The organism is Deinococcota bacterium (assembly GCA_030858465.1).
Lineage (GTDB): Bacteria > Deinococcota > Deinococci > Deinococcales > Trueperaceae > JALZLY01.
Genome location: JALZLY010000267.1, coordinates 1 through 18,844, shown reverse-complemented (window position 1 = coordinate 18,844; position 18,844 = coordinate 1). Strand labels below are relative to the sequence as shown.

The window sequence follows — 18,844 nt, the reverse complement described above, 5'->3', positions numbered from 1 at the left end:
GGGGTCGGCGGAAGCCAACCCTCTACCCTGACCGCTGAATCCTAGTCCGCAAAGGTGTAGAGGAGCTGCCAGCCGCCGTCCTCGATGGTCACCATGACGGCGGTCGTCTCGAGCGTCAGCCCCAGGTGGTCTTCGGGCGAAAAGGAGAAGACGCCGTGGGCGGCGATGAGGTCCTGGGTGGCCTCGATCTCGTCGCGCAGGAGGCTGCGGAAGCTTTCAAGGTCGTCGGGCGAACCCGCCTCGAGCGCCCTTTCCAAGGCCGCGCCCAGGATCAGCCAGGCGTCGTAGGCGTGGGCGCCGAAGGTCGAATGGGAGCCCTCGCCGTATTCGGCCTCGTACATGGCGATGTACTCCAAGCCGACCTCTTTGGTGGGGAAGCCGTCGGGAAGCTGCTCGGCGACCAGAATCGGCCCGGCGGGCAAGATGGTGCCCTCGACGTCCGCGCCGCCTACCCTCAAGAAGTCGGGGTTGGCGACGCCGTGGGTCTGGTAGACGGTGCCGCCGTAGCCGCGCTCGACCAGGCTGCGCTGGGGCAGGGCGGCGGGCGTGCCCGAGGCGCCGATCAGGACCGCGTCGGGGTTCTGCGCGGTGATGCGCAGGATCTGGCCCGTCACCGAGGTGTCGGTGCGGGCGTAGCGCTCGCTGGCGACGACGCTGATGCCCGCCTCCTCGGCGACGCGGCTGAAGTCGTTCCACCAGCCCTCGCCGTAGGCGTCGTTGAAGCCGATAAAGGCGGTCGTCGCCACGCCCCGGTCCACCATGTCGCGGACGATGGCGTTGGCCATGATCTCGTCGGTCTGCGGCGTCTTGAAGACCCAGAAGCGCCCCTCGTCTACGGGAGCGATGATGGACCTGGACGCCGCCATCGAGATCATCGGCACGCCCACCTCGGCCACCACGTCGATCATGCCCAAGGACGCCGGCGTGGTGGTGGTGCCGATGATGGCGACGACATTGCGCTCTTCGATCAGGCTGCGCGCGTTGCGCACCGCCTGGGTGGTGTCCGAGGCGTCGTCGAGAACATGGAACCTCACCTGACGGCCGCCGACGCCGCCCGCTTCATTGACCATGCTCTCCAAGAGAACGAAGGTGTTGCGCTCGGGAATGCCCAAGGACGCGGCGGGGCCGGTCGCCGAGACCACCACGCCGATGTCCAGCATGCCGGTGTCTGAGCTGTCCTGCGCCAGGCTAGAGCCGAGCGCCAGGGCGAGGACGAGAGCCAAGAGCTTGTTCATGGTTTCCTCCATGTCGTGACCCCTGCGGCGACGCTGCGCTGTAACAGGGGGTGTGGCTGGTAGCGGTCTTCGAGCTCCATGGCGCGGTCGGCAGCGTCGTAGCGGAGCAGCCGGCCCACGCCCCTCGAGCCTGCGCTGGCGCTCACTGTGGCGCCCGCTATAGCGACTGTGGCGGTGGCGGTCTTCGGCAAAGCCATCTCCTCGTTTTCAGCTCGCGCTACGTCAGTCTATGGACGAAGCTCGCAGCCGTCAAGTCAGGTGTTGCGGCCGGCCCGCCAGCTTCCCTTCGAGGAGGCTGGCGGAGCCGCCGCTCAGGGTCTCCAGGGAGCTCGCCTCGCTAAACCAGCTCGCGGGCGCGGCGTGGCCCCAGAGCGTCTGCCGGCGCGGGTCATCCAAGGTCCAGCGCAGGGGCTCGACGTCCGGGTCCACGGTCAGGTAGTCCGAGCTGTAGAGCTCGATGCGGTTGCCGTCGTCGTCGCGGAGGTAGAGAAACATCGCGTTCGATAAGCCGTGGCGGCCGGGGCCGCGCTCGATGCGGTCCGTCTGCATCGCCGAAGCGAGGATGTCGCAGGCGCGAATCAGGCTCATGGGCTCGCTCGTCCACAGGCCGACGTGGTGCAGCCTGGGCCCCAAACCGTTCATCAGCGCCAGGTCGTGGACGTTGCCCTTGCGCTGGAGCCAGGCCGCCCACAGCTTCTCCCCTTCGTCCACGGTGTACTCGCTCAGCCTGAAGCCCAACTCGTGGGCATAGAAGTCATGCGCCCTTTGCACGTCGGGCACCATCACGTTGAAGTGGTCGATGCGCTGCACGCCCGGTCCACGGTGCCGGTGGTAGTCCTGGAGGATGCGCGCGTGTTTGGCGGCGCGCGCGTAGAAGGCGACCGGCAGACCGCTGGGGTCCTCGAGCCGGACCAGGCGGGGGACGCCGAAGTCCTCGGTCTCTTGGGTCTTCAGGCCGCGTTGCCGGGCGAGCTCGAGCAGGGCGTCCAGGTCCTCGTCGCCCGCCACCTTGAAGGCGATTCGTCCCGCGCCCGCTTGCTCACGCAGCGCCACCTTGAGGCTCCACTCGCGCTCTTCGACGCCGCGCAAGAAGAGCGCGTCCTCCCCCTCATGCACCACGTCGAGACCCAAGAGGCCCACGTAGAAGGCGCGAGCCCGCTCGAGGTCGGTGACGTAGTAGACCGCGTGCCCGGCGCGGAGGACATTGGCTTTCATACCAGGGCTTTCATATCAGCTTCCGGTAGCTCCGCCGGTAGTAGACGAGCGGCGGCCGGTCCTCGCCCAAGACGACCTTCTCGACCTTGCCGACGACGATCTTGTGGTCGCCGCCGGGGTAGATCCGATAGCTCGAGCAGACGAGCGCGGCCAGTGCCTCGTCCAGAATCAGGTCGCCGTGCACGGGAAAGGGCGGGTTCTCGAGCAGGCGCGCGGCGGGCTGGCCGGCGAAGTGGCCGGAGGCCTCTTGCTGACCTTCGGCCAGCAAGTTGATGGTGAAGCCTCCGGCCCCCTCCAGGACCGGCAGCAGGTTGGCCCGCTCGTCGACGCAGACCAAGACGAGTGGCGGCTCGAGGCTGAGTGACGCGAACGACGAGGCGGTCATGCCCCGCACCTCGCCCGCCTCGTCCTTGGCGGCCACGACGGTGACGCCGCTCACCCAGTGCGAGAGCGCCTCGCGGAAGAGGTCGTGCAGGGTGGCGGTGTGAGCGTCCTCTGTCTGAACGCGGCTCAAGCCGTCACCTCCTCTTTCGCCCTAACGGCGTCCTGGCCCTCCCAGCCGAGAAAGTGGCGGATGCGCGCCTTGTAGGGCTCCTTGTCGTAGGCGCCGTAGAGCACCCCCTTCATGCGCACCGGATCGCCGAAGAAGAAGCGCTCGTAGTGAACCTGCCTCGCGCCAAAGCTCGACAGCGTCATGTCCCAGGCGAGGCGGAAGAGTTGGGTGCGCTCTAGAGCGTTCATGTTGCGGCTCTGCATGAACTTTTCCAGATAAGGCCGCATCGGGCCGTCCAGGTCGGCCTCAGACGGAATCATGATGAGCCCCGAGGCGCCAATCTGCTGAGTGATCTCGTGAATGCGCGGGTAGAGCATCGGGTAGAGGTTGCGCGCGGCGTCTAAGGGTGCCCTGGCCGGGCACATCACCCCGTAGGAGTTGGACGCCGCGCCCTCCTCGGCGGCGACTTGCAGGCCCTTCATCGCCTCCAGGTAGATGCTCACCTCGGCGATCTTCTCCTGCACGTGGCCGAACACGTCAGCACCGACGCCCTCGGCCATCAGCGTAAGCAGGCCCAGAAAGGATTCGGTCTTGGAGACCTTGAGCACGTTCACCTGGTGCGCCATCAGCATGAGCGCGCCGGTCTCGGCGTAGGCCCGGTTGCAGATGTCCAGGTTCCTCAAGGCGAAGACCCGCTCCCAGGGTACCAGCACGTCGTCGAAGACGACCAGCGCTTCCTGCTCCTCAAACCTCGAGGAGACCGGGTGGTCGCTGGCGTTGCCTCCCGCCAAGGGCTCGCGGCAGATAAAGTGCAGGCCGGGCGCGTTCGTCGGCAGCGCGAAGGCAAAGGCGTACTTGTCGGCGCCGGGCTCCTCCTTTAGGAGCGTCGAGGGAAAGACGAGGATCTCGTCGGCGACGGGCAGGGTCGCCAGCATCCGCGCGCCGCGCACGACGACGCCCTCCTTGGTCTCCTTGAGGACGCCCAAGGGAATATAGGGGTCGGCCTGCTGCGCGGTGCTGGCGGCGCGGTTTACCTGCGGGTTGGTGAGCGCGTGGGTGGTGCAGAGGTCGTTCTCGCGGACGTATTCATAATAGTTGCGGATGTTCTCGGCGAATCTGGGCTCGTCCTGGCCGAAAAAGTCGCTGGCGCCCGCGTAGCCGGACAGAACGGCGTTCAGGTAGTCGGGCGTCCGGCCCATCAGGCCGAGGCTGTAGTCGGCCCACACCTTGTAGCCCGCCGCGCGGCGTTTGAGGTCGTCTTTGGTCTTGGGCTCCAAAAAGCTCACGCCGACCCGCTCGCTGCTCGTCGGCGAGGGGTAGGTGAGCACGCCTTTAAAGGCGGGGTCATGCTGCAGGTCGTAGAGCTCGGCGAGCGAGCGCACCACGCCCTTAAACGCCGGGTGGGTGGTGGGGTCCAGGACCTTTTCGCCCTTCAGCCACAGGTTGGGCGGGTTTCGCTTGAGGGCCTTCATGTAGTCCTTGCCGGTTCTCGCAGGCATATGCTTACTCCTTTTCCGTTGCTTTGAGACTGGCTTCGGGAATCCAACCTGCCTGTCCCTGTTCGTTGATGCACCAAGTCCAGCCGCCCAGCCTCTCGGAGCAGCGAAGCCGTTCGTCGACTCCGGCGGTGAGTTCTATCGCGTCGTAATGGCGTTGCGCGGTCGCGCGCTCACCCTCTATGCTCAGGACGCTCTGGTGCACCCAGCCCTCGCGTCCGCCCGCATCCCGGCACCACAGCCACTCGGGCCAGGTCGTGTCGCGTCGCAAGACGGCCACCCGTGCGCCTCTCTCGAGGGTGATGGGAGCCTCGTAGCTCCGCGCATGGGGCACCGTCACGACGACGGTCGTTTCAAGAGCGTTCATGCCGTGACCTCACTTGGATGAACGGCTTGGACTTCCGCATAGCGCTTGAAGTCCTCGCTGTTGAGCGTGAGCAGGCGTCCTATCCCCTGCGCCCTCATCGCCGCGACGAGGCGGGCGCCATGGGCCTGTTTGCCCAGAACCTCGTGGGTCGAGACGAGCTCGAGCCAACTCGTGAACACGGCCGGGGTATCAGGCACAAGCGGGAACCTCATCATGAGCTTGTCGACCAGCTCTCTAACTTGACGTGCCTCCCAGCCCAAGCCGTTCCTGCTTGTGGGCCTGCTTGCCACCACCCAAAACTCGTATAGGCACTGCGGCACCATGAGGACGACATGCCCCTGCAACGCCAGCGACACCAGCGCCTGCGCCGCCAACGGATGGTGGTCGGCTCCAAGGTCGGCAAAACGAAGCAGAATGTTGGTGTCGGCGAGGTAACGTGCCATCAGTCGTAGATAGAATCACGGCTTACGGCCCAGTCGGAGAGGCCGGGTCCGTCCTCAAAGCTCTCGAGCCACGTCAGCAAATCCTTTGCCCGCTCCTCGGGCGTCATCTTCGCCCACAAGGGTCCCCACTGTGGTCCCCACTGTGGCTGCGTCTCTTCGGTGGGTTCCTCGGCCTCAACCTTCAGCTTCATGCGGGTAAGCGGTTTGGGTTTTCCTAAAAGCTCCGCCGGGATGTGCAGCGCGCCGGTTTCGTCGGTCTCGAGGACGAGTTCAATCACTTTTGTCATGACGTCTCCTTTACTCCGAGCTCTTTACCGAGGCTTTGTCTTCCCGTTTAGGCGCCCTGCCGTAGTGTGGGATGGGGTGCTCGCCCAGGGCGACGGCGATGTTCTTCGTCTCCATGTAGAAGTCGAACGAGTAGTCGCCGCCGTCCCTGCCGATGCCCGAACTCTTCATGCCGCCAAAGGGCGTGGGCAGGTGACGGACGTTTTGCGAGTTGACCCAGACCATGCCGGCCTCGAGCCCGTGGGCGAAGGAGTGGGCGCGGGTCAGGTCGCGCGTCCACAAGTAGGCGGCGAGGCCGTACTTGACGCCGTTGGCGAGCCTGAGCGCCTCCTCCTCGCCGCCGAAGGGGATGACCGTCAGGAAGGGGCCGAAGACCTCCTCCTGGGCGATGCGCATCTCGTTCGTCGCGTCCGTAAAGAGCGTCGCGGCAAGGTAGTTGCCCCTTTCCAAACCCTGAGGTTGAACGCCGCCGCAGGCGAGCGTGGCGCCTTCCTCCTGACCCGCGCGGACGTAGCGCATCACCTTGTCCAAGTGCTGGCGGTGGATGAGCGGGCCGATGGTCGTGGCGGGGTCGAAGGGGTCACCCACAGGGATATTTTTCACCCGTTCGACAAGCTTCTCGGTAAAGTCGCCGTAGACTTCTTGTTGCACGAAAAGCCGGCTGCTCGCCGTGCAGCGCTCGCCGTTCAAGGAGTAGACGCCGAAAATCGCCGCGTCCAAGGCGCGCTCCAGGTCGGCGTCGGCGAAGACCACGATGGGATTTTTGCCGCCCAGTTCGAAATGCACCCGCTTCAAGGTCTGTGCCCCCTGCGCCATGATGCGGCTGCCCGTCACCGTCTCGCCGACGAAGGCGATGGCCCTGATGTCCGGGTGCTCGGTCAAGGCCTTGCCGGCGGTCTCGCCGTAACCGTTGACGACGTTGACGACGCCTGGGGGAATGCCCGCCTCGAGCACGAGCTGAGCGAGCCTGAGCGCGGTAATCGGGCTCCACTCGGCGGGCTTGTGGACGACCGTGCAGCCCGCCGCCAAGGCCGGGGCCATCTTCCAGGTGCTGAGCATGAAGGGCGTGTTCCAGGGGGTGATGATGCCGACGGCGCCGATGGGCTGGCGCAGGGTGTAGTTGAGAAAGCCCTCGCTGGGCAAGCTCAGGCCGTCGCGGGCGCTCTCCGCCCGGTCGGCGAAAAAGCGGAAGTTCTCCGCGCTCCTAGCGACCGCGCCCCGCATCGTTTTAAAGACCTGGCCGGTGTCGAGGCTCTCCAAGAGGGCGAGCTCCTCGGCGTTCTTTTCGATGAGGTCCGCGACGCTGTGCAGGAGCCCCTTGCGCTCCTTGGCGGGCAGGTCGTGCCAGACGGCGAAGGCGTCCTTGGCCGCTCTCGCCGCGAGGCCTACGTCCTCGGCGCCGCCCGAGGCGACGGGGCAGATGACCGCGTTGTCGATGGGGGAGAGGGTATCGAAGGTTTCACTCGAGCGCGAGTCCACGAGTTCACCGTTTATCAGGTGCTGGACGCCGTTGGGGAGGCTCCGGGCGAGCTCGAGCGCCCTGTTTCGTGCGTCCTTGGGGGGGGCTGTAGCTGTAGTTGCGGTGCTCACCTCGTCACCTCCTCGACGATTGCGTTCTCGAGCGCCTCCAAGCCCGTTATCTCGAGCCGCATAGTGTCACCGGGATGCACGTGTGAAAGACCTTTGGGCGTGCCGGTGAGGATGACGTCATGGGGCCCCAAGGTCATGAAGCGCGTTAAAAACTCGATGATCTCGGGGACGGCAAAGACGAGGTTTGCGGTGCTGCCCTCCTGCCTGAGCTCGCCGTTCACGTAGGTCCTTAGCTCGAGCGCGTGAGGGTCTCCAACCTCGTCGGCGCTCACCAGATACGGTCCCAGAGGACCGAATGTGTCCCAGCCCTTGGCCTTCAGCGGCGGGCGGAACATGTTGCCGACGAAGTCGCGCACGGTGACGTCGTTGGCGATGGTGTAACCCTTTACGTGGTCCATCGCCTCCGCCGCCTTGACCTTGCGGGCGCCGCGCCCGATGACCACGGCCAGCTCGCACTCGTAGTGCATGTACTGTGCGCCCGCGGGGTAGACGACCGGGGCGCGGTGCGGAATGAGGGCGCTGTTGGGCTTGATGAAGGTGACCGGCTCCTTGGGGCGCTCGAGGCCCAGTTCGTCGGCGTGGTCGGCGTAGTTGAGCGCCAGGCCGACGACCTTACCCGGTGTGAAGGGCAAGAGGAATTGAAGCCCGTCCGGGCTGTGTCCGACCCCGGCCTCGTCGTGGATCAGCCCGTTCTCGAGCACGCCGCTGTGGACGCGGCCGTCCTTGAAAAACCGCGCCGTCTTCACGCTACCGCCGCTTCCAGCAGGCCGTAGCCCTCGGCCATCGCCTTGAGCCGCGCCTCGAGTTCACTGCTGCCCGGCCCCAAGGGCGGCCGCCACTCCTTTTCGATCAGGCCCATCATGCTCATGACGGTTTTCAAGGGAATCGGGTTGCTGTCCCAGAAGATCGAGTCGTTGATCTCGAGCAGGTGGTAGTGAAGCGCGACGGCTTCTTTCACCTCGCCCGCCTTGACCAGGTCGTACTGCCGCGCCACTTCCCTGGGCAAGAGGTTGCCGGTCGCGGCGATCATGCCGTGGCCGCCCAGGAGCAGCATCGGCACGGTCAGCGACTCGAGGCCGCAGAAGACCTTGAAGTCACGGCCGCACGTTTTGAGGGTCCACGACACCACGTCCAAGTCTTTGACCGAATGCTTGACGCCGACGATGTTCGGGTAGTCCCCTGCCAGCCTGGCGAGCGTCTTGACTTCGGTGGCTACCGCCGCGCGGCCGGGGATGTTGTAGAGGACTAGCGGAAAGTCGGGCGCCGCCGCGGCGACCGCAGCGAAAAAGCGGTAGAGGCCCTCCTGGTTGGGCTTGACGTAGTAGGGCGTGATGATGAGGCCCGCGTTAGCGCCGACGCCTTGCGCGAACCGCGTCAGCCGCAGCGTCTCGTCTAAGTTGACGCTCCCCGAGCCGGCCAGGACGGGCAGCCGGCCGTCCGCGACCTGCACGGCCAGCTCGATGACCCGCTCGCGCTCGCTCAAGCTCATCCCGGCGGGCTCGCCGGTGGTGCCGCCGACGCTGATGCCGTGCGAGCCCGCCGCTATCTGCCGCTCGACCAGTCCCTGCAAGGCCGCCTCGTCGAGGGCGCCGTTCTTGAACGGGGTCACCAAGGGTACGATGGAACCTTCTAGCCGCACGTCGTCCTCCTTTTGGGATCTGCTCAGGCGCTCACCAGGAACACCCGCTCGAGGCCGTTCGTTTTACCCAACAGGCGTTTCACCTAGCGGTCGTTTCGCCCAGCATAGCCCAAAGCCCCGGCCGCGTGAATCGTGAATTCCTCCAAATAGCGATGAAAATTTGTTGGAGTAAACATATAATGGGCTGAGTTGGGCAGAACCCGCCTGCTGTTTGGCGATAATCACAACTTATCGAGTGTATTTGGAGGGTAGGACGATGACCTTTGCGGAGCTTGGCGACGAGGTAGGGGCAAACGTCGTGCTCGAAGCGGCGCGGGAGCCGCTGTGGCTCGAGGAGGGCGAGGAGTCGCGCCCGCCGCTCTTGCTGGGCGCGCTCTGGGTGACGACGCGGGCCGGGCTCGAGCTCGCCCACTACCTGTCGGAGCGGCAGGCCGCCGGGCTCTGGTGCACGCGGGCCGACCGGGGTGTGGAAGAGGTCTGCCGCAAAGACGGGCTCGGCCTGGCGTTTCTCTCCGGCGGGGCAAAGCAGAGGGCGGTGGCGCAGGCGCGCAGCCTGCTGGCCGCGAGACAAGGACCCGCCTTGCTGGTTCTGGCGGGCATGGTGGACGCGCTCGCCCACGTCGAGCAGGAGCGGGAGCTGCTCGAGCGGCTTCACCACTGGCTCCGCTGCCCGCTGGCCCTCATCGCGCCCTGGGGTGAGCCGCTCGCCTGGGTGGGCGCGTTGCCGCCGCGGCCGCCGGCGCAGGCTGGGCAGGGTCCGGGGCATCTGGCCCTGCGGGCGGGCGAGGGGCTGCTGGTGGCCTTCGGCCCAGCCGAGCGGCTCCTGCCCTGGCGGGGCCTGCTCGAGCTCGCCGCGCGCCTCATCGCCATCAAGAGCCTGGAGGGCCGCGCCCAGCGCGCCGAGGAGGAGTCGCTCAAGGCCGCGCTCTTGGACGACCTCTTGGTCGGCGAGGCCGATCCCAGCCGCGCCCGGACCTTTGGCTTCGAGGCGGGGACGCCCTTCGTCCTGGCGCTGCTCGAGGCCGCGCCTATCCTCGGCCGGCACCGGCTCGCCGAGGAGCGCCGCCGCGAGACGCTCCTCGGCCTGCGCCGGGCGGCGGGGGGCTATTTGGAGCGCCTGGGCGTGCCCTACCTGCTGAGCGAGCGCGGCGGCCGCGCCGCGGTCCTGTGGCAGTCCTTTGCCCCCGAGGCCGAGACCGCCACCCTCTTGAAGAGCTTGGGCGAGGGGGTGCGGCTGGGCTACTCCGCCCGCCACCAGGCCATCACCCGCGTGCCGCAGGGCTACCGCGAGGCGCTCATCGCCCTCAAGACGGCGCGGCTCGGCGAGGCGGCGGGCTTCGCCAAACTCGACCCGGTCTCCTGGGTGCTTCTCCAGCAGAGCCCCGAAGACCTGCGGGCGCTCGTCGAGCGCTTTTTGCCGCTGCCCGAGCCCCTCTTGCGCACCCTCGAGGAGTGGTTGGCGGGCGAAGGCAATCAGGCCGCGGCGGCCGAGCGCCTGCACGTCCACGTCAACACCCTGCGCTACCGCCTCGGGCGGGTCGAGGCTAGCCTCGGCCTGTCGCTCAAGTCGCCCGCGGCGCTCGCGCGGATTCACCTGGCCCTGCGCGCCAAGGGGCTGCTCGAGGAGGAAGGCTGAGCGCCCTGCCTTGTCCTAAACGGCGGCTTTGTCCTCGGCGCGCTTGCGCATGTTGGGCTCCAGGATGCGCTTGCGCAGGCGGATGTTCTTGGGGGTTACCTCGAGGAGCTCGTCGTCGGCGAGGTACTCGAGGGCCTCCTCGAGGCTGAGGCGCTTGGGCGGGGTCAGGGTGATGTTGTCGTCCGAACCCGAGGCGCGCACGTTGGTGAGCTTCTTGTTCTTGGTGACGTTGATGTTCAAATCGCCCGTTCGCGCGCTCGCGCCCACGATCATGCCGACGTAGACCTCGGTGCCGGGGTCGATGAAGAAGACGCCGCGGTCTTGCAGCTTGTAGAGGCTGTAGGCGAAGACCGCGCCGGGCTCCATCGCCACCAGCGAGCCGCCCGGGCGCACCTTGAAGCCGCCGGCGAAGGGTTCGTAGCCGTCGAAGACGTGGTTCAAGAGGCCCTCGCCCTGGGTCATCGACAGAAACTGGGTGCGGTAGCCGAAGAGCGCCCGGCTCGGCATGCTGAACTCGAGCCTGACCCGGCCGCCGTCCTGGGCCATGTTGAGCATGCTGCCCTTGCGCGAGCTCAAGGTCTCGACGACGCCGCCCATGGCGCTCTCGGGCACGTCCACCACCACGTGCTCGTAGGGCTCGTGGAGGACGCCGTCCACCTCCTTCATGATCACCTCGGGCCGCGACACGCTGAACTCGTAGCCCTCGCGGCGCATCTGCTCGATGAGGATCGACAGGTGCAGCTCGCCCCGGCCCGAGACCCGGTACTGCTCGCCGCCGAGCTCGGTAACGCGCAGGGCCACGTTGGTTAAGAGCTCGCGCTCGAGGCGGTCCTTGAGGTGCCGCGAGGTGACGTACTTGCCCTCCTTGCCGGCAAAGGGGCTGGTATTGGGGCTGAAGGTCACGCTGACCGTCGGCTCGTCCACCGCCACCACCGGCAAGCTTTCGGGGTGGTCGGGATGGGTGAGCGTCTCGCCGATCTGCACGCCCTCGACGCCGCTCAGGGCCACGATGTCGCCCGCGCTGATCTCGTCCACCTCGCTCCTCGCCAGGCCCAGGTGGGTAAAGGCCTTGGTGATGCGCGCCTTCTCCAGCTTGCCGCCCTGCAAGACACGGCTGACGAAGTCGCCCTTTTTGGCCGTGCCCCGGCTCACCCGGCCGATGGCGATGCGGCCCAGGTAGTCCGAGTAGTCCAAGTTGGCGACCTGAAGTTGGAAGGGCGCCGCCTCGTTCACGTCGGGCGCGGGGGTGTGCGCCAAGATCACCTCGAACAGCGGCTTCAAGTCCTCGCCGGGCTTTTCGAGCTCGAGCCAGGCCCGGCCCTCGCGGGCGACGGCGTACAGAATCGGAAAGTCGAGCTGCTCGTCGCTGGCGCCGAGTTCCACCATCAGGTCGAAGGTCAGGTTCACGACCTCGTCGGGACGGGCGTCCTTGCGGTCGACCTTGTTGACCACCACGATGGGCTTGAGCCCGCGCTCCAAGGCCTTGCGCAAGACGAAGCGCGTCTGCGGCATGGGGCCTTCGGCGGCGTCGACGAGCAGCAGGACGCCGTCCACCATGCCGAGCGCCCGCTCGACCTCGCCGCCGAAGTCGGCGTGGCCGGGGGTATCGACGATGTTGATCTTGACGCCTTCCCACATCACCGCGGTGTTCTTGGCCAAGATGGTGATGCCGCGCTCGCGCTCCAAGTCGCCCGTGTCCATCACCCGCTCGGCCACCACCTGGTTGTCGCGAAAGATATGAGACTGTCTGAGCATGCCGTCCACCAGCGTGGTCTTGCCGTGGTCGACGTGGGCGATGATGGCGATGTTGCGATAGGTCATAACAAGGGTGTCCTTTGGAGTGGGTTCGGGGATGGAGTGGGTTCGGGGAAGGCTGCCGTCATAAAGCATGCTACGGCGGCACTAAGCTCCAATTATACAGCCTGGGCAGGCCCCGTGGGCAGTTTCGGCTTACGCGACGAGCCGGCGCCTGCAAGCTGCCCGCTAGTGTAGGGCCACTAGGCCTCCGCTAGTGCGGGTACTACAGTGTAGGGCCACTAGGCCCCCGCTAGTGCGGGTACTACGCCGGATACCCCTTGGCCGGATGTCCCTTGGCCGGACTTTAACCGCGTGCCCATAAGCGCGCGCTGGCGCAAGCTGGAGACGCTGCCCGCGCCTCGCGGGCGCGACGCCATGCCCGGCGTCTACGAGCTTGCCGACGAGGCCAAGCGGGTCATCTACATCGGCCAGTCGCTCACCGACGTGCCCAACCGCATCCGCCAGCACCTGCAAGGGCGTGGCTGCGCCGCCGCGCGGGTCTGCTTCTGGCGCTACGGCTACAGCCGCCTGCCCCAGGCGAGCGAGGCCGACCTCATCGCCGCGCACCTGGCGCGCCACGGCGAGCTGCCGCTCTGCAACCGCGCCAGCCCCAGGGTGCGGGATGCCCTCAGGCGCTACCTCGAGCGCAGCCGCGGCGGGGGCTGAGCTTCGGCCGGTCGCGCCAGCGTCCCCCTTTGCCTCTCCGCGCCTCTCCCTGCCTTTCCGCTCACAGCCGGCAGTCCTATGAAATTGATCACAGTATGAAAAGGAGATGAAAGGCAGGCGAGAATTGCGACGCGCGCAACTTTGCTTGAGGTGTAAGGGTGGCTATGATATAACGACCCTGCGAGGGGGTGACCACCGCCTTCTCCATGATCTCACAGGAGGTTGAACTTCATGCGTAGATTTTCCGTCAGCCTATTAACCGTCCTCGTCCTCTCTCTCGGCACAAGCCTCGCGCAGACCATCGACGCGCCTCCCTCCCCCATTCCCCCGGGGCAGTACTGGGGCGGTCTCTCCGTGGGTGGCGGCGGTGCTTCGGGCCTCACCTTCCACTTCGGCCTGCTCAACGCCCTCGGCCAGGGTATCAGCTTGCGCCCCTACCTCCAGGTCGGTTCGCTCGGCACCTTCGGTATCGGTGCGGACGCCATGTTCAACCTGCCCGTCAACGTCGAGGGCCCGCTGGCCGTCTATGCGGGCGGTGGCCCTTCTGTGGCCCTTGGCGGCGTGACCGCCCTCGGCATCAACCTCTTTGTCGGCGCGGAGTACCGCCTCGTCGATCTCGACTTCCCGGCGGGCGGCATCTTTTTGGAGCTCGGCCCGAACCTGAACCTCACCCCCATCTTCACGGGTGGTTTCTACGGCCGCGGCGGCCTCAACTTCCACTTCTAGAGCAGTTCTAGAGCAGCTTGCCACAACCGAGTCGCAGGTCACCCAAAGGCTCCCTTCGGGGGGTCTTTTTCATGACCCTTTGGCAGTGAAGCTCATGGTGGTGAAGCTCGAGACTCGCTCTTGGGCGCCATCGTCACCTCCCCCACCGTCACCTCCCGGGGATCTGGGGTCTAGGCGCAGTCTAGGCGCAGTCTAGGCACAGTCTAGGCGCACAGGTAGAGAATGTCGCTGATCGCCCTCAAGGTCTCCTCAGCCTTGAGCCCGCGCTTCTTGAGGCTGAAACCGGGCGGGTAGCGGGTGGGCAGGGCCGTGTAGGGCAGGCCCTTGAGGCCGCGGGCGTCGTAGTCGATGCGCTCCTGCTCGAAGGAGACCTGGATGTCGGTCATGTGCTCCTTGACGGAAACCACGCCCTTTTGCGAGGCCAGCAGGCGGATCTTGGCGAGCTCGATAAAGGCCCGCACCTCCTGGGGCAGAGGGCCGTGCCGGGCGCGGATCTCGTTTTGGACGCGGGCGATCTCGGCTAAGTTATCGGTCTCGGAGAGACGGCCGTAGAGCGAGATGCGCTCGTTGTCGTCGGGGATGTAGCCGGGGCTCAAGCGCGCGTCGATGCTCAGGTCGAGGCTGACCGCCTTGGGTCCGGCCTTTCTTTCGCCCTTTAAGATGGCGATCTCTTCGGCGAGCATCTCGGTGTAGACCTCGAGCGAAACGGCGCTGACGTGGCCGTGCTGCTCGGGGCCCAACAGGTTGCCTACGCCGCGGATCTCCATGTCCTTTTCGGCCAGGAGGTGGCCCGACCCCAGGTCGTTCAGCTCGGCGATGGCGTAGAGCCTGCGCTGCGCCGCCTCGGTGAGCCGGCCCGGATAGAGCAGGTAGGCCCAGGCCTCGGCCTGGCGGCGGCCCACCCGGCCGCGCAGCTGGTAGAGCTGGGCTAAGCCCAATTTGTCGGCCCGCTCGATGACCAGGGTGTTGGCCTCGGCGATATCGATGCCCGACTCGACGATGGTGGTGCTAAGGAGCACGTCAAAGGCGCCGTCGGCAAAGTTGACCATCACCTCCTCGAGCTCGTCCTTGCCCATGCCGCCATGGGCCACGCCGATCCTGGCCTCGGGCAGCAGCCTCTGCAGGTACATGGCCCGCGCGCCCATCGAGCCGATGCGGTCGTGAATGTAAAACGACTTGCCGCCGCGCTCCATCTCGAACATGATGGCCTCCCTCACGGTCATCGGCTCATAGGGCTGCAAGACGGTCCGGATGGGCTTGCGCCCCTCGGGCGGGGTGAGGATCCGCGACACGTCGCGCAGACCGACCAGGCTCATGTAGAGGGTCCGGGGAATGGGCGTGGCCGAGAGCGAGAGCACATCGACGCCCGTCCTCATGCTCTTGAGCCGCTCCTTTTGGCCGACGCCGAAGCGGTGCTCCTCGTCGATGATGAGGAGGCCCAGATCCTTGAACTTGAGGCCGTCGGCGAGGAGCCGGTGGGTGCCGACCACGATGTCGAGCTTGCCGTCAGCAGCGTCCTTGAGGGCGGCGCGCGCTTCACGGTCGCCGGTGAAGCGCGAGAGCATGTCCACCCGCACGGGCAGGTCGCCAAAGCGCTCGCGGAAGGTCTCGAAGTGCTGCTTGGCCAAGACCGTGGTCGGCACCAGCATGGCGACCTGTTTGCCGTGGCCGACCGCGCGGTGGGCGGCGCGGATGGCCACCTCGGTCTTGCCGAAGCCCACGTCGCCGGAGATCAGCCGGTCCATCGGCATCGCCTGGGCCATGTCGGCAAGCGTGTCCCTGACGGCCTTATTCTGGTCGAGCGTGAGCTCGAAGGCGAAGTTCTCCTCGATGCGCCCTTCCCAGTCGGGCAGCGGCGGCAGCGGCGTGCCGGCCGTCAGCTGCCGCTCGGCGTAGCTGCGAATCAGGCGTTGGGCCAGCTCCTGGGCGCTGGCGCGAGCCCTTTCGCGCGCGCGCGCCCACTCGTTGGTGCCGAGCGTGCTGAGGCGCGGCGGGTCGTCGGTGGTGCCGGGATGGCGGCGCAACAGCGGCAGGCCCTCGACGGGCAGATAGAGCTTGCCCTCGCCGGCGTACTGGAGGATCAGGTAATCGCGGGTGACGCCGACCACCTGCCGGGGCTCGAGCCCTAAGAACCTGCCGATGCCGTGGTCGGGGTGAATCAGGTAATCGCCGACGGTGAGATGCACCGCGTCCTGCACGCCCCGGCCGGGCAGGCGCCGGGCCTTGCGCACGCCCTGGTAGCCGTAGAGGAGGTCCTCGGTGACGACGAGCTCGCGGGTCTTGAGGTCGCGGTAGCCGCCGCGGGTGGGCAAGGGGGCCGCCGTCAGGCCGATGACCCCGTCAATGGTCCCGTCAATGGTCCCGTCAATAGCCTTCAGCCCGTTCGTCCAGCGCGTCTCGAGCCCGTCCAGAGTGCGCTCGCGCAAGAAGCGCCCGGTGCGCTCGTGGCGCAGGAGCAGGGTTATGTTCCAGCCGTCCTTAAGCCAGGTCTCGGCGTCGGCGCGAAAGTCCGAGAGCTTGCCGCGGTAGTAGCCGAGCGGCTCCAAGCTGGTCTTGCCCTCCGCCAAGTCCAGGGGATCGCGGCCAAAGGAGACGACCTCGCGACCTCTCAGGTGCGCCCACAGCCAGTCGAGTTCGGAGTCGAAGGGCGCCTCGAGCTCGCCCGGGTAGAGCTCGGGGGCGTCCAGGAAGACCCGGCCGGGCAGATGCTCGAGGAGCCGGCTCGAGCCGCCCTCAGCAATCTCCACGCCCGCGCGGGGGCTCAAGGTAAAGTCCCGCGCCCTCTCGCCGTGGACCATGAGGCTGTCGAGCTCATCGCCGAAGAACTCGAGGCGGACCCGCCTGGATTCGTCCTTGGCGTCCAGGTAGAGGTCGAGGATGTCGCCCCGCACCACGAAGCCCGGCATCTCGTCGCGGTCATAGCCCAGGGCGATGAGGCGCGTCAGGAGCGCGTCGCGCGGGTAGCTCCTGCCCAGCTCGAGCCCCAAAACGTAGGCGTCCGGGTCGGCGGGAAAGGCCGAGAGCGCGTGCCTCAGACTCAAGACCACCTTGTCGCGCCGCTGCCGCCAGGAGCTCAAGGTGGGGTCGACGCCGCCGGCCGCGCCAAAGGGCGAAAGGTCGGCGAAGAGCTCCAGGCGCTCGGCGGTGGTGATGAGCACCGCCTTGCCGCCGCTCTTTGCGAACAGCGCCAGCCGAGCCACCGCGGGCAGACCGGAGAGGCGCTTGGAGAGCGCACGGAGCGCATGAGCTCTGGACTGGGAACTGGATTGGGAAGAGGTCTCTATCACCGAAGGGTTACTATAACAAGCGCCGGCGGCCAACACGTTTGTGAGGCTTACTCTGAGGCTTACGCATTCACCTCGGCGCTCAGAGCGAGTTCATAGGCCAGGTTGCGCGGCGCGCCCAGGTCCTGCAGGGCGCGCCGTAACTGGCTGCCGCGCAGACCCTCCGCCGCCAGGTGCCCCGCTTCGGCGGCAAAGTCCAGCTCGCTTGCCTGTGAGACCGGCGCGATCACCATCACCACCTCGCCCTTGGGTTCGGTGCCGCCGAACTGCGCCTTCAGCTCCGCCAGCGTGCCGCGCAGGGTGGTCTCATAGCGTTTGCTCAGCTCACGGCTGATGCTGGCCTGCCGCCCCTCGCCGCAGACCAGGATGAGGTCGTCCAAGGTCGCCAGCAGGCGCTTGGAGGACTCGTAGAAGGCTACGGTGACCGGGCTTGCCGCAATCGCCCCCAAGCGCTCGCGCCGCTCCTTGCCCTTGCGCGGCAAGAAGCCCTCGAAGGCGAAGCGCGCCAGCGGCAGCCCCGAAAGCACCAGGGCCGGGATCAGCGCGGTAGGACCGGGCAGAACCTCGACCGCATGCCCCCCGTCTAGCGCCAGCCTGACGAGTTCGGCGCCGGGGTCGGAGACGCCCGGCGTGCCCGCGTCGGTGACGAAGGCGACCAGGCCGTGCTCGGCTAAGACAGCCGGGGCGCGCGCGAGGATGGTGTGCTGGTCGAGCCGCAAAAGGGGCTTGTCGATGGCGAAGTGCGTCAAGAGCTTGCGGCTGTGGCGGGTGTCCTCGGCCGCGACCACGTCGGCCCCGCGCAGCGTCTCGAGGGCGCGCAGGGTGATGTCCTGAAGGTTGCCGATAGGCGTCGGCACCAGCACCAGCCGCGCCACCCCTAGGCGGCGCTGGTCTTCAGGCCGGCCTTGGCGGTCTTGTCGGCCTTGAGGTCGGCCTTGAGGTCGGCCTTGAGGTCGCCCAGCCGCACCCTGGCCGGCCGCAGCGCGCGCTGCCGCAGCGCCGAGCGCAGCTTGGCCCGCAGATATTCGGCCTCGCCGATGGTGACGGTCACGACCGCCCCCTCAGGCAGTTCGGCGCCCTCGGGCAAGACGATGCGGCCGTGCTTGACGAGGCCCTTATAGGCGTGCATAGATACCTCCCAACATACTCCCCAGCATACTCCGGCCATTATACGTCTCCCGCCCAAGGGTATGATGGGATGCGCGAGGTGAAGGGTCATGTCCGAGCGCGAGCACATCTTCAGCGTCAGGGAGGAGGACGGTACCGTTGTTGAGAAGAAGGCCGTCGACAAGAAGCCGCAGGCGACCGGCCTCGAGGCGGTCCTGCTCGCGTCTGCGCCCGGGGCCTTGCGGCGCCTCGGCAAGGCGGTCAGGCTTGGCGTGCTGACGGGGCTGCTGGCTAACACCGCCGCCGCCCAACTCTGCACGGCCTGGAGCGAGGCCGTGACGCTGGGCCGCCTGGATGCGTCGCTGCTCCCCGAGGCCAGCGGCGTGGCCGCCTCGAGCCGCTTTCCTGGCCGCCTCTACCACGTCAACGACTCGGGGGACGGGCCGTTCTTCTACCTCACCGACATGGCCGGGGCGGCCACCGAAAGGGTGCGAATCCTGGCTTTCGACGCCCAGGGCGCCGATGTCGAGGACCTCTCGCTCGGGCCCTGCGGCAGTGATGGCGACGATCATGGTCAGGGAAATGACCAGGGAAATGACCAGAACAATGTCCAGGGCAGCTGCCTCTTTATCGCCGACATCGGCGATAATCTCATCACGCGGGAGACGCTTCAGGTTCTCGTCGTTCAAGAGGCAGTTGCCTACCACGGCTCCGCTCCGCTCCAGGGCCGGGTGACGCTCGCCTATCCCGACGGGCCGCACGACGCCGAGGGTTTCGCCGTCCACCCCAGTGGCGACTTCTACCTGCTCACCAAGGCGCGCGTGAGCGAGCTGAGAGCGGCGCCGGCCAGGCTCTACACGCTCTC

General features: G+C 67.0%; 18 protein-coding genes. 4 read left to right on the top strand and 14 right to left on the bottom strand.

All coding sequences use genetic code 11. From position 1 onward, the window contains the following. Positions 1–41: 41 nt before the first annotated feature. From M3498_13520 to hpaI, 10 genes are all read right to left on the bottom strand, one after another. Positions 42–1,235: an ABC transporter substrate-binding protein gene (locus tag M3498_13520; GenBank protein MDQ3460295.1), complete on the bottom strand. Its 1,194-nt coding sequence runs from the start codon at positions 1,233–1,235 to the stop codon at positions 42–44. 249 nt (positions 1,236–1,484) lie between these two features. Next, a complete protein-coding gene (gene hpaD, locus M3498_13515; GenBank protein ID MDQ3460294.1) occupies positions 1,485–2,450 on the bottom strand; it encodes a 3,4-dihydroxyphenylacetate 2,3-dioxygenase in 966 nt (321 codons plus the stop codon). A gap of 10 nt (positions 2,451–2,460) precedes the next feature. After that, on the bottom strand, positions 2,461–2,925 hold the full coding sequence (locus M3498_13510) for a flavin reductase family protein (protein ID MDQ3460293.1): 465 nt from the start codon (positions 2,923–2,925) through the stop codon (positions 2,461–2,463). 35 nt (positions 2,926–2,960) lie between these two features. Next, positions 2,961–4,442, bottom strand: a complete 1,482-nt coding sequence (gene hpaB / locus M3498_13505) for a 4-hydroxyphenylacetate 3-monooxygenase, oxygenase component (protein MDQ3460292.1) — start codon at positions 4,440–4,442, stop codon at positions 2,961–2,963. 4 nt (positions 4,443–4,446) lie between these two features. Further along, complete coding sequence (locus tag M3498_13500; GenBank protein ID MDQ3460291.1) at positions 4,447–4,806, bottom strand: SH3 domain-containing protein; 360 nt, start codon at positions 4,804–4,806, stop codon at positions 4,447–4,449. Continuing rightward, positions 4,803–5,249 carry a PIN domain nuclease gene (locus M3498_13495; GenBank protein MDQ3460290.1) on the bottom strand — a complete coding sequence of 149 codons (447 nt, stop codon included), beginning with the start codon at positions 5,247–5,249 and terminating at the stop codon, positions 4,803–4,805. Before M3498_13495 ends, M3498_13500 begins: the two co-directional genes overlap by 4 nt. Further along, entirely contained in the window at positions 5,249–5,536 is a 288-nt protein-coding gene (locus tag M3498_13490; protein ID MDQ3460289.1) for a hypothetical protein, read from the bottom strand. Before M3498_13490 ends, M3498_13495 begins: the two co-directional genes overlap by 1 nt. A 10-nt stretch (positions 5,537–5,546) precedes the next feature. Then, entirely contained in the window at positions 5,547–7,124 is a 1,578-nt protein-coding gene (gene hpaE / locus M3498_13485; protein ID MDQ3460288.1) for a 5-carboxymethyl-2-hydroxymuconate semialdehyde dehydrogenase, read from the bottom strand. After that, the gene (locus M3498_13480; GenBank protein MDQ3460287.1) at positions 7,121–7,870 is read right to left on the bottom strand and encodes a fumarylacetoacetate hydrolase family protein; all 750 of its coding nucleotides are present in this window, start codon (positions 7,868–7,870) and stop codon (positions 7,121–7,123) included. Before M3498_13480 ends, hpaE begins: the two co-directional genes overlap by 4 nt. Next, the gene (gene hpaI / locus M3498_13475) at positions 7,867–8,763 is read right to left on the bottom strand and encodes a 2,4-dihydroxyhept-2-ene-1,7-dioic acid aldolase (GenBank protein ID MDQ3460286.1); all 897 of its coding nucleotides are present in this window, start codon (positions 8,761–8,763) and stop codon (positions 7,867–7,869) included. Before hpaI ends, M3498_13480 begins: the two co-directional genes overlap by 4 nt. Positions 8,764–9,019: 256 nt before the next feature. On the opposite strand from hpaI, the gene M3498_13470 reads away from it, so the two are divergent. Next, on the top strand, positions 9,020–10,399 hold the full coding sequence (locus M3498_13470) for a helix-turn-helix domain-containing protein (protein MDQ3460285.1): 1,380 nt from the start codon (positions 9,020–9,022) through the stop codon (positions 10,397–10,399). 15 nt (positions 10,400–10,414) lie between these two features. On the opposite strand, the gene typA is transcribed toward M3498_13470, so the two are convergent. Continuing rightward, positions 10,415–12,220, bottom strand: a complete 1,806-nt coding sequence (gene typA, locus M3498_13465; GenBank protein ID MDQ3460284.1) for a translational GTPase TypA — start codon at positions 12,218–12,220, stop codon at positions 10,415–10,417. Between the two features lie 288 nt (positions 12,221–12,508). On the opposite strand from typA, the gene M3498_13460 reads away from it, so the two are divergent. Both M3498_13460 and M3498_13455 read left to right on the top strand, forming a co-directional pair. Then, on the top strand, positions 12,509–12,862 hold the full coding sequence (locus M3498_13460; GenBank protein MDQ3460283.1) for a GIY-YIG nuclease family protein: 354 nt from the start codon (positions 12,509–12,511) through the stop codon (positions 12,860–12,862). Between the two features lie 231 nt (positions 12,863–13,093). Further along, the gene (locus M3498_13455) at positions 13,094–13,588 is read left to right on the top strand and encodes a hypothetical protein (GenBank protein ID MDQ3460282.1); all 495 of its coding nucleotides are present in this window, start codon (positions 13,094–13,096) and stop codon (positions 13,586–13,588) included. A 203-nt stretch (positions 13,589–13,791) separates the two neighbouring features. Here M3498_13455 and mfd read toward each other — a convergent pair whose 3' ends face one another. The 3 genes from mfd to M3498_13440 are packed head-to-tail and all read right to left on the bottom strand — an operon-like array spanning position 13,792 to position 18,001. Continuing rightward, positions 13,792–16,875: a transcription-repair coupling factor gene (gene mfd, locus M3498_13450; GenBank protein ID MDQ3460281.1), complete on the bottom strand. Its 3,084-nt coding sequence runs from the start codon at positions 16,873–16,875 to the stop codon at positions 13,792–13,794. A gap of 59 nt (positions 16,876–16,934) precedes the next feature. Then, entirely contained in the window at positions 16,935–17,735 is an 801-nt protein-coding gene (gene rsmI, locus M3498_13445; protein MDQ3460280.1) for a 16S rRNA (cytidine(1402)-2'-O)-methyltransferase, read from the bottom strand. Positions 17,736–17,749: 14 nt separating this feature from the next. Continuing rightward, positions 17,750–18,001, bottom strand: a complete 252-nt coding sequence (locus M3498_13440; protein MDQ3460279.1) for a hypothetical protein — start codon at positions 17,999–18,001, stop codon at positions 17,750–17,752. 88 nt (positions 18,002–18,089) lie between these two features. On the opposite strand from M3498_13440, the gene M3498_13435 reads away from it, so the two are divergent. Next, a partial coding sequence (locus M3498_13435; GenBank protein MDQ3460278.1) for a hypothetical protein occupies positions 18,090–18,844 on the top strand: 755 nt, incomplete at its 3' end.